Origin of the sequence: Roseinatronobacter sp. NSM (assembly GCF_052379845.1) — a bacterium.
Classification (GTDB): Bacteria; Pseudomonadota; Alphaproteobacteria; order Rhodobacterales; family Rhodobacteraceae; genus Roseinatronobacter.
On sequence record NZ_JBQTCF010000027.1, the window covers coordinates 52,029 to 62,212 of the forward strand.

At 62.0% G+C, this 10,184-nt stretch carries 8 protein-coding genes and 1 pseudogene; 4 read left to right on the plus strand and 5 right to left on the minus strand.

What is annotated here, in order from left to right; all coding sequences use genetic code 11:
- Positions 1–48 precede the first annotated feature (48 nt).
- Both ACTZWY_RS14560 and ACTZWY_RS14565 read left to right on the plus strand, forming a co-directional pair.
- A complete protein-coding gene (locus ACTZWY_RS14560) occupies positions 49–1,476 on the plus strand; it encodes a mannitol dehydrogenase family protein (protein WP_444791435.1) in 1,428 nt (475 codons plus the stop codon).
- The gene (locus ACTZWY_RS14565; protein ID WP_444791436.1) at positions 1,469–2,947 is read left to right on the plus strand and encodes a UxaA family hydrolase; all 1,479 of its coding nucleotides are present in this window, start codon (positions 1,469–1,471) and stop codon (positions 2,945–2,947) included. The genes ACTZWY_RS14560 and ACTZWY_RS14565 overlap by 8 nt, the downstream gene beginning before the upstream one ends.
- A 58-nt stretch (positions 2,948–3,005) precedes the next feature.
- Here the strand turns inward: ACTZWY_RS14565 and ACTZWY_RS14570 are convergent, their stop codons facing one another.
- From ACTZWY_RS14570 to hutG, 4 genes are read right to left on the minus strand one after another with little or no spacing between them, the layout of a single operon-like run.
- A complete protein-coding gene (locus tag ACTZWY_RS14570; protein WP_444791437.1) occupies positions 3,006–5,234 on the minus strand; it encodes a TRAP transporter permease in 2,229 nt (742 codons plus the stop codon).
- Complete coding sequence (locus tag ACTZWY_RS14575; protein ID WP_444791438.1) at positions 5,231–5,704, minus strand: DUF1850 domain-containing protein; 474 nt, start codon at positions 5,702–5,704, stop codon at positions 5,231–5,233. Before ACTZWY_RS14575 ends, ACTZWY_RS14570 begins: the two co-directional genes overlap by 4 nt.
- Positions 5,701–6,672 carry a TAXI family TRAP transporter solute-binding subunit gene (locus ACTZWY_RS14580; protein WP_444791439.1) on the minus strand — a complete coding sequence of 324 codons (972 nt, stop codon included), beginning with the start codon at positions 6,670–6,672 and terminating at the stop codon, positions 5,701–5,703. Before ACTZWY_RS14580 ends, ACTZWY_RS14575 begins: the two co-directional genes overlap by 4 nt.
- A gap of 34 nt (positions 6,673–6,706) precedes the next feature.
- Positions 6,707–7,519, minus strand: a complete 813-nt coding sequence (hutG, locus tag ACTZWY_RS14585; protein ID WP_444791440.1) for an N-formylglutamate deformylase — start codon at positions 7,517–7,519, stop codon at positions 6,707–6,709.
- 64 nt (positions 7,520–7,583) lie between these two features.
- Between hutG and ACTZWY_RS14590 the strand changes: the two genes are divergently transcribed.
- Both ACTZWY_RS14590 and ACTZWY_RS14595 read left to right on the plus strand, forming a co-directional pair.
- Positions 7,584–8,963 carry a formimidoylglutamate deiminase gene (locus tag ACTZWY_RS14590; protein ID WP_444791441.1) on the plus strand — a complete coding sequence of 460 codons (1,380 nt, stop codon included), beginning with the start codon at positions 7,584–7,586 and terminating at the stop codon, positions 8,961–8,963.
- Positions 8,960–9,682 (plus strand): GntR family transcriptional regulator, encoded by a 723-nt coding sequence (locus ACTZWY_RS14595; RefSeq protein WP_444791442.1) that lies wholly within the window; start codon positions 8,960–8,962, stop codon positions 9,680–9,682. Before ACTZWY_RS14590 ends, ACTZWY_RS14595 begins: the two co-directional genes overlap by 4 nt.
- A 57-nt stretch (positions 9,683–9,739) precedes the next feature.
- Here ACTZWY_RS14595 and ACTZWY_RS14600 read toward each other — a convergent pair.
- Positions 9,740–10,184: pseudogene (locus ACTZWY_RS14600) on the minus strand (aldehyde dehydrogenase (NADP(+))); the annotation flags it as partial.

Sequence of the window (10,184 nt, forward strand, 5' to 3'; positions counted from 1 at the left end):
AGCCGCTGCGCCGCCCTGATTGCGCCACCCGCGTCTTGTTCACGTTTCATGGAGGCTGGCTTGACCGCTAGACTATATCACCCCCCCGCAACTGCCCCTGCCGGAATTGTGCATCTGGGGCTTGGCGCATTCTTCCGTGCGCATGTCGCAAGCTATATTTCCGAAGCCATGCGCCAGAACGGTGGGGATTGGGGGGTCATCGGCGTTTCGCTGCAAAGTCCGGGTATGCGCGACAGGTTGCGCCCGCAGGGCTGGGCCTACACGGCGGTCGAACTGGCCCCCGAGGGGCAGAAGCCGCAGGTCATGACATTGCTGCGCAATGTGCTGGTCGCGCCGGAAAACCCGCAAGCGGTGCTGGACGCGATGGCCGCGCCCACAGTGTCGATTGTCAGTCTGACAGTCACCGAGAAGGGCTATTGCCACGAACCGGCAACGGGGCGGCTGGACACGGCACATCCTGATATTGTGCATGATCTGGAAGCGGCGCTGCCGAAATCCGCGCCCGGCTATCTGGTGCGGGCGCTGCAATTGCGCCATGCACGCGGGCTGCCGCCCTTTACAGTGCTGTGCTGTGACAACCTGCCTGAAAACGGGCGCGTGGTGCGGGCTGTGGTGCTGGCCCTTGCGCGCCTGATGGACCCGGCGCTGGCCGACTGGATTGACACCCATGGGGCGTTCCCGTCCACGATGGTGGACCGCATCGTGCCCGCCACCACCCCTGATGATCTGGACCGCGTGGCCACCCTGACCGGCGCGCGCGACGAAGCGCCCGTGATGCACGAACCCTTCCGCCAATGGGTGGTCGAGGACTGTTTTTGCGGGCCGCGCCCGACATGGGAAGCAGCAGGCGCGCAGATGGTCGCAGATGTCACCCCGTTTGAGCATATGAAACTGCGTATGCTCAATGGCACGCATAGTTCGCTGGCGTATCTTGGCTATCTGGCCGGGCATCAGACAATTGCAAGTGTCATGACCGACCCTGCCTTTGTGACCTATGCGCGCCATTTGTGGCAGGCCGAGATTATTCCGACCCTGACGCCGCCGGAAAACACCGATCTGGGGGCCTATGCCGATGCGCTGGCCACGCGCTATGCCAACCCGTCCATCCGGCACCGCACCTGGCAGATTGCCATGGATGGCAGCCAGAAACTGCCCCAGCGGATTCTGGGCACCATAGCGGAGAACCGCGCGGCGGGGCGCAGCTGCGCAGGACTGACCCTGGCTGTGGCCGCATGGATGCGCTACACTTCCGGCAAGGACGAAACCGGCACGGCGATAGACGTGAAAGACCCCCTTGCGCCGCGTCTGGCGGCATTGTGGCAAGATGACCCGCGCCAGACAGTGGACGGGTTTCTGGCCATGTCCGAAATATTCCCCGAACCCCTGCGCAATGATGCGGGTTTTGCCGCTGAACTTGCGCAGGCATTGTCGGGGCTGCGCGCCCATGGGGCAAGCGTCATGGTGACACATGTCTGACCCGTTGGTGCTGAACCCCGCTGATACGGTTGCCATTCTGACACTGAAGGGGGTTGCCCCTGCAGGCCATAAAATTGCACGAAAGCCAATGCCCAAAGGGGCCGCTGTCATCAAATACGGGCAGGTGATTGGCTATGCCACCACCGACATTGACACGGGCGCGCATGTGCATGGGCATAATTGCGCCTTTGGGGCGCATGGGCGCGACTACACCCCCGGTGCCGGGCTGGATGCAGCGCGCGCGGCGCTCGAATGCCACCGGAATTTGCCCGCAATGCAGTTTCAGGGCTATCATCGCGCGGGCGGTCAGGTAGGCACGCGCAATTATATCGCGCTGGTGGCCACTGTGAATTGTTCGGCCACTGTCATTCGCCGCGCCGCCGATGAACTGGACCGCGAAGGCGCCCTTGATGCGTATGACAATGTTGACGGGGTTGCGGCCTTCGCGCATGGGTCGGGCTGTGGCATGGCGTCCAGCGGGCGCGGCTATGATGTGCTGCAACGCGTGCTGACGGGCTATGCGGGCCATGCCAATGTGGGCGCGGCGCTGTTCGTGGGGCTTGGCTGCGAAGTGATGCAGATTTCGCGCATGAAACAGTCGCTTGGCGAAGCAGCGCGGTTCCATTGGCTGACCATTCAGGACACCGGCGGCACACGCGCCACGATCGACGCCATCAAGGCGCGGGTGCGGGAATTGTTGCCACAGGTAAACGCCGCCAAGCGCAGCGCAGCGCCTGTATCTGCGCTGAAGATCGGTTTGCAATGTGGCGGGTCGGACGGGTTTTCAGGGGTAACGGCCAACCCTGCACTGGGGCTGGCCAGCGACATGCTGGCCGCGCAAGGTGCGTCCGTCGTGCTATCGGAAACCCCCGAAATTTATGGCGCAGAACGGTTATTGCTGGACCGCGCCGCAACGCCGGACGTGGCGCAGAAATTGCTTGCGCAGATCCGCTGGTGGGAAGACTACACGGCGCAAAACGGCGCGTCGCTGGACAATAACCCCAGCCCCGGAAACAAGGCAGGCGGGCTGACAACCATTCTGGAAAAATCCCTGGGGGCCGTGGCCAAGGCGGGCAACACCCCGTTGCAAGCCGTGCTGGACTATGGCGAACCCATCACCGCGCCGGGGTTAAGTTTCATGGACACACCCGGCTATGACCCTGTGTCGGCCACTGGGCAGATTGCGGGTGGCGCACAATTGATCGTGTTCACCACGGGTCGGGGGTCTGCCTTCGGGTCCAAACCCGCGCCGACGCTGAAACTGGCAACAAATTCGCGCCTGTTCAACGCCATGCGCGATGATATGGACCTGAATTGCGGCGACATGCTTGACGGGGTGTCCTTGCAGGACAAGGCCGCGCAGATTGTGGACATGGTGCTTGCCGCCGCATCAGGGCATGTCACCAAATCCGAAGGGCTGGGACTGGGCGATCATGAATTTGTGCCATGGCAGATAGGGGCCGTGGTCTAGCGTATTGGTCGCAACGGCCAACGCCCCCCCGCCACGCCAAGCGGGGGGCGCGCGCCACTCAGTCCTGGGGGCGCGGGATGGCCGTATCAGGGGGCTTGCGCGTGTTGCGCCACAGGATTGCCAGCACCACTGACGCACTTAGGACAATCGCCGTCACGTCATGCGCAACCAGAACCAGCCCCGCCAGACTAAGCGCCCATTTTTCCCAGCGTGCCACAGTTGTTTTGAAAAACCCGATATAGGCGACAGACAGCGCCACGATGGATAGCACCCCTGACGACAGCGCCAGCATGAAGTCCCACCATGTGAAGTCGATGAACAACAGCGCGGGCGCATAGATGAACATCATCGGCACCAGCGCCTTGCCCATGGACAAGCGAAATGCGGTCATGCCGGTTTTCATGGGGTCTGATTTCGCAATTCCCGCGCCAGCATAGGCGGCAAGGGCGACAGGGGGCGTAATATCGGCCAGAACCCCGTAATAGAACACAAAGAAATGCGTGGCCAGAAGCGGCACACCCAATTGTTGCAACGCAGGCGCGGCAATCGCGGCAAGGATAATGTAGGTGGGCGTTGTGGGAATGCCCGCGCCCATGATGATGCAAGCGACGGCCACGAATATCAGCGCAAAAAACAGCGTTGTGCCGTTTTGCGACAGGAACCCGAACGGGTCCAGCCCCGACAGGGCCGCCCCCATCCATGCAGCGCCATCAATCACCGCGCCCGAAAACTTGAATCCCATGCCCGTCAGCGTTGTGACCCCCAGAATGAAACCCACACAGGCACAGGCCGCGGTAATGGCGATGGATTGCTGCGCGCCGCCAACCAGCGCATCCTTCAGCTTGAACGGGGTCAGGGCGCTGCTGGCATCCATGCGCCGGCCAAGCCCCACAAGTTGCAACAGGACCGGAATATAGGAACATACGATTGTCAGGATAATCCCCCAGAAGGCCGCAAGAAACGGGGTGAATTTCATCAACAACAGCGTGACCATGACAATCAGCGGGATGAACAGATGCCACGACCGCACCAACACATCCATGAATTGCGGCAGTTTGTCGGGCGCGATCCCTTCCAGATTCAGGCGCTTCGCTTCCAGATGGACCATGAACAGCGTCGACAGGTAATGAAACGCCGCCGGGATGATGGCGATCAGGATCAATTCGTTATAAGGGACGCCCAACATTTCGGTCATCACAAACGCGGCTGCGCCCATGATGGGCGGTGTTACCTGTCCCCCGCAACTGGCCGATGCTTCGGTTGCAGCGGCAAAGCGGCCTGAAAACCCCTTGGCCTTCATCATGGGAATGGTGAAGGCACCTGTCGTCACCGTGTTCGCCACCGGAGAGCCGGAGATCATGCCGAAAAACCCTGATGACACGACCGCTACCTTGGCAGGGCCACCCGCATAGCGCCCGGCCACAATACTGGCCAGATCAATGAACAACTGGCCAAGGCCAGATTTCTGCGCCAGCACCCCGAACAGCACGAAATGAAACACGAATGTCGCCACCACCCCGATGGCGATGCCGTAAATCCCTTCAGTGCCCAGATACAGGTGGTTGACCAGCCGGATGATATTATACCCCCTATGCGCCAGATCACCGGGCAAATAGGGGCCGAAAATGGCATAGAGCAGGGCAAGCGTGCCAATCACGGGCAGCACCTCGCCCATGGTGCGGCGGGCGGCTTCCAGCACCATGATAATGGCCAAAAGGCCCATCACATAATCCAGCGGCTGCGGGAAGCCGACATTCTGGATGAAGATCTGATCGAAAAAGACAATCAGATACAGCGATGCCCCACCCCCCGCGATGGCCAGCGGCCAGTCCATCACTGACAGCCGGTCACCCTGACCACCCAGTGCCGTGACAGGCAGCGCCGTCAGGCCCAGTGCGAAGCTGACGCCAATCAACCCCCAGCGCGCCATGTCAGGAATGCGCCCGGTCAGCGCATCGGCCAGTTGCACGCCCAAAAACACATAGAACGCCGCAAAGGCCAGCCCGAACCCCCATGCGCGCGCAGGCTGTTCTGCCCGCGTGCGCGGGAACAGCAAAAACACCAGCGGCATGATGAAACTCATATGCACGGACCGGTGCATCACCTCGTTCAGCAGGCCGAAACCCGATGTGTAGATGTGAAACACACTTAGCACGATACAGGCCAGCGTCACCACAAGCCCCGTCACCCCCGTCAGGCGGCGAAAATTGGTTTCGCTGTCATATTTGCGCACCAGCGCTTCCATTTCGGCGGCGGTCAGGTCGCTTTGGGGGGCAGATGTGCTCATTGCGGGGTGTCCTTGCAATCTGGCGGGCGTATTTCCAGCGGCGTGGCGGGCCATTGGGTCAAGTCAAGTTCGGTGTCGCCTGCAATAAGGCGGTTTTCGTGCGCGGGGGCGCTGCGCAGGATCAGGCGGCCCACATCGCGGTTCAGGTCAATGACCATCTGCCCGTCATGGACACGCCAACCTGTGCCGTCATGGGCCATGCCGGGGCCATGCGCGGCGAAACGTTCCGCGATCTGGATGATCCGGCCTTGGGGGTCAAGAACATAATCGGCCTGAACCATGGTCAGGGTGACCGAATGACGCCACAGCATCGAAAACGCACCTGCGGGTAGGGTTGCCAATGTCTTGCCATCGTGCAGGCGAACCACGTCAAGCGCCCGTGGCGTGCAGTCGCGGGCGGCACCGGGGCCGCCCGCAACACTTATCACGATGGCAAGCGCGGTCAGTCCGCACTTGCCACGGCCAATCACTCGATCAGGCCCATTTCGCGGTAGAACCGTTCTGCACCGGGGTGCAACGGCACCGAGATGGATTCCAGCGCGGTATCCAGCGAAATCTGGCCACCCATGACATGGACCTGCGCCAGTGTTTCAGTGTTGTCATACAGCGCCTTGACCATGGCATAGGCCAGATCGTCGTCCAGATCGGCATGCGTGGCCCAGATGGCGCGCACAGCCAGCGTTTCCACATCCTCGTCAATGCCGCGATAGGTGCCAGCGGGCAGCGTGACCGACGCGTAATAGGGCTGCACTTCTTGCAGGGCGGCAATTTCCGGGCCGGTCAGCGGCACCACGGTTACGTCATGGCCGTTTGCCAGTTCCGTGATGGACGCTGTGGGAATGCCCGCAGTAATCAGCGATGCATCCAGATTGCCATCGCGCAGCTTGTCGGCGGATTGGGCGAAGGACGAATAATCCTCGGACACGTCTTCGCGGGTCATGCCGTGCGCTTCCAGCAGGTCGCCCAGAAGCTGCCACTGGCCCGACCCTGGCGACCCCGATGACACTGATTTGCCCGCCATTTCCGCGAAGCTGGAAATATTGGCCCCTGCGCGCGCCACAAGCTGCACGGTTTCGGGGTAAAGTGAGCCTAGCGCGCGGATGTTTTCAGCGGCATTGCCTTCGAACTGGTTGGCCCCGCGATAGGCGGCATCCAGAATATCGGCCGCGATAAAGGCCGTCTCAATCTCGCCCTGCGCCAACAGACCGGCATTCGCCACCGAAGCGTTGCCTGTTTCGGCAGTGGCCGAAATGCGCTTGCCTTCCAACTCTGCGGTGTTGGAAATCAGCTGCGCCAGCATGCCGCCCAGCGGGTAATAGGTGCCGCCCGTGCCGCCAGTCGCAATACCGACAAAAACGCGTTCCTGCGCCATGGCAGGCGCGCCAAGCGCCACGGCTGACAGCGTCAGCGCAGCAAGTGATTTGGTGATGTGTTTCATTGTGTTCGCTCCTTGTTGGGGTCGTAAGTCAGGTTCAGGACAGGTCCAGCGCTGCGATGTCGTGCAGCATTGGCCCAAGAACGGCGCGCAACGCTGTCGCGCGCCCCTCATCCCAGTCCCAGGGTGGGGATTGTTGCATATAGCTCGATTGCGCCAGTTCCATCTGGATGGCATGAATGCCCTGATCGGGCTGGCCGTAATGCCGCGTTGTCCAGCCGCCCACAAAACGGCCATTCACCACATGGCTGAAGCCCTGGGCCGCAGCGCAATGGCGCTGGACCGTCGCCTGAAGGGCGGGCGCACAGGTCACGCCGTGATTCGTGCCAATGTTGAAATCCGGCAATACACCGTTGAACAGGAACGGAATTTCAGACCGGATGGAATGGCAGTCATAAAGTATGGCAAACCCGTGAAGCGCCTTGACGCGCGCCAGTTCGGCGGCCAGCGCCGCATGATAGGGCGCGTGAAACTGCGCGCGGCGTGCCGCGATGGCGGGCGCATCGGGTTCGCGCTGCCATATGGGGGTGCCGTCAAAATCCGTAAGGGGCACAAGCCCGGTGGTGTTCTGGCCCGGATACAGGCTGACGCCTGACGGGTCACGGTTGGCATCGATGACATAGCGATGAAACCGCGCAGAAACGACTGTGACATCCGCCAGCAACCCGTCATACACGCGGTCCATATGCCAATCAGTATCACTAAGGGCGCGGCCCGTTTCATTCAGGTCCGCGCGCACATCATCTGGCACATAGGTTCCCGCGTGCGGAATGGCCAATACCAGCGGGCTGCCCCCCTGACGGGTGCTGAAGGGCTGATCCTTCGGGCTGGCTGCAACACTGTCTTGCACTGGGCTATTCCCTTTGGCGGAACTTCGTGTCATTAATATGCGTAAGCATAATAACAGTGTCAATATGAAGATGAACACCGAACAAATCATTTGGGCACGGCAGGCCTTGCTGCCGAACGGATGGGCGAAGGACGTGCTTGTGCGCGTTGACACGTCAGGACAAATTGCGCAGGTTACGGAAAATGCGCCCCAACAGGGGCATGTGGTCGACACGTTGCTGCCTGCGCCCGTGAACCTGCACAGCCATGCGTTCCAGCGCGCCATGGCAGGCATGACCGAAGCACGCGGCCCCGACCCGCGCGACACATTCTGGACCTGGCGGCGGCTGATGTTCCGCTTCCTTGACCAGTTAACACCAGATGACGCCCGCGCAATTGCGGCCATGGTGCAAATGGAAATGCTGGAAGCAGGGTTTGGCGCGCTGGCGGAATTTCACTATCTGCACCACCAACCGGACGGGCAGCCTTATGACAAACTGTCCGAAATGGCAGATGGAATTTGCGCCGCCGCTGAACAAACGGGCATGGGCCTGACACTGCTGCCGGTCCTGTATCGCTATGGCGGGTGTGACCGCCGCCCCCTTGCGCCCGGTCAGCGGCGGTTCGGCAATACCCGCGACCAGTTCGCACAACTGGTGTCCGACACAGAAAGAACGGTTGGAACGCTGCCCGCTGACTGCGCCGTGGGCATAGCGCCGCATTCGCTGCGCGCAGTGCAACCTGATGATCTGGCGTTTTGCGCCGAACTGGCACGGGGGCGCGTGGTGCATATGCATCTGGCCGAACAGCTTGAAGAAGTCACCGAAGTGCAAGCTGCACTTGGGGCGCGGCCTGTGGAATGGTTGCTGGACAACGCGCCGCTATCAGACCGCTGGTGCCTGATTCACTGCACCCAGATGACCCCGCGCGAAACAGTCGCGCTGGCGGGGTCGCGTGCGGTTGCGGGGCTGTGCCCGATCACCGAAGCCAGCCTTGGCGACGGCATCTTTGACGGCGCGCGCTACCTGGAGCACGGGGGGGTGTTCGGAATTGGCAGTGATTCCAACATCCGCATTTCCCTGACCGAAGAATTGCGCGCGCTGGAATATTCGCAGCGCTTGCGCGATCATGGCCGCGCTGTTCTGGCAACGCCGGACCAGTCCACAGGGCATGTGCTGTGGCGGGGTGCCGCATCTGGCGGCGCGCAAGCCACCGGTCGCGCCGCCGGGGCGATTGCAGCAGGGCTGTGGGCGGATCTGGTCGCACTGGACGGGCAATCACCCGACCTGGAGGGGCGAAACGGCGACCTGATCCTTGATACCTTGATTTTTTCGGGCGATAACCGCTGTATTGCCGATGTGTGGTCGGCAGGTCGGCACATGGTGCGCGCAGGCCGGCATATTCGCAAGGCTGCGATCATTGCCGAGTATCGGCGCGTTCTGACACGATTAAGGGATGTGATGTGACAGGCCCCCCCGGCAAAGCTGACTGGCCCGGCAAAGCTGACTGGAAGGCCATTCGGCGCGACCTGCTTGGTCGCATCCAGTCAGGTGCCTGGAAGCCCGGCGACCAGATCCCGCGCGAAGTGGAACTGGCCCAGCAGTATGACTGCACACGTTCCACTGTCGGGCGGGCCCTGCGCGATCTGGCGACGGCGGGGTTTGTGGACCGCAAACGCAAAGGGGGCACGACGGTTTCCGCCAATCCGGTGCGCAAGGCCCCGCTGGACGTGCCCATAATTGCCGAAGCCATCCGCAAGGCAGGGCATGACCCGGGCTATCACCTGCTGGATGCGCGCGAGGGTTTGCCCGACGCGGCGGTTGCGGCGGAACTGGGCCTGCATGCTGACACACCGCTTTTGTTCATTGCAGCCCTGTATACGGCGGATGGGGTGCCCCATCAGGTGGAACATCGCTGGCTGGTGCCTGCAACTGTCGCGGGCTTGTCGCGCGACATATTGGATGCCATGCCCGCAGATGAGTGGTTGTTGCGAAACGTGCCGCTGACGCGGGCGCAAATCGCGATCGAAGCAAGCAGCCCGCCGTCAGACGTGGCGCGCGCGTTGCAAACCGCACCGGACACACCCACCTTGCTGATCACGCGCACCAGTTGGCGGCAGGCGCGCCCGATCGGAATGTTGCGCCTGTATCATGCGCCGGGCCACCGATTGACGACCGGAATATAAGGGATAGTGCAAGCGGGGGGGGCGCGCGCTGTGTTTTGCGCACCCCTTTGTGGTTGTTTACTGCAGGTCCTTTGGTCGCAGGTCTTTTGGGATGTTCTGGTAGCAGACGGGGCGCAGGAAGCGGCGGATGGACAGGGTGCCCACGGATGTGGCGCCGAAATTGGTTGAGGCGGGGTAGGGGCCGCCATGGACCATTGTGTCTGTGACCTCGACCCCGGTTGGGAAACCGTTGGCCAGAATGCGCCCTGCCTTGCGTTCCAGCACCGGCATCAGGCGCTGGCCAAGGTCCGTGTCGCCCGCATCCAGATGCAGGGTGCAGGTCAGCTGCCCTTGCAGCGCGCGCGCCAGCTCCAGCATCTGCCCCGCGTCGCGGGCGCGGATGATCAGGCCAAGGGGGCCGAACACTTCTTCACCCAGGGCGTGGTTGCCCAGCCATGCATCGGCGGTGGTGTCATACAGATAGGGCGTGGCGTTGCGCGCGTCGCAACTGGTGGCCAGCAAC

Excerpts from the sequence above, each read along its gene's own strand:
- ACTZWY_RS14560 (WP_444791435.1), top strand. The coding sequence starts at position 49 with ATGGAGGCTGGCTTGACCGCTAGACTATATCACCCCCCCGCAACTGCC.
- ACTZWY_RS14565 (WP_444791436.1), top strand. The coding sequence starts at position 1,469 with ATGTCTGACCCGTTGGTGCTGAACCCCGCTGATACGGTTGCCATTCTG.
- ACTZWY_RS14570 (WP_444791437.1), bottom strand. The coding sequence starts at position 5,234 with ATGAGCACATCTGCCCCCCAAAGCGACCTGACCGCCGCCGAAATGGAA.
- ACTZWY_RS14580 (WP_444791439.1), bottom strand. The coding sequence starts at position 6,672 with ATGAAACACATCACCAAATCACTTGCTGCGCTGACGCTGTCAGCCGTG.
- ACTZWY_RS14590 (WP_444791441.1), top strand. The coding sequence starts at position 7,584 with ATGAAGATGAACACCGAACAAATCATTTGGGCACGGCAGGCCTTGCTG.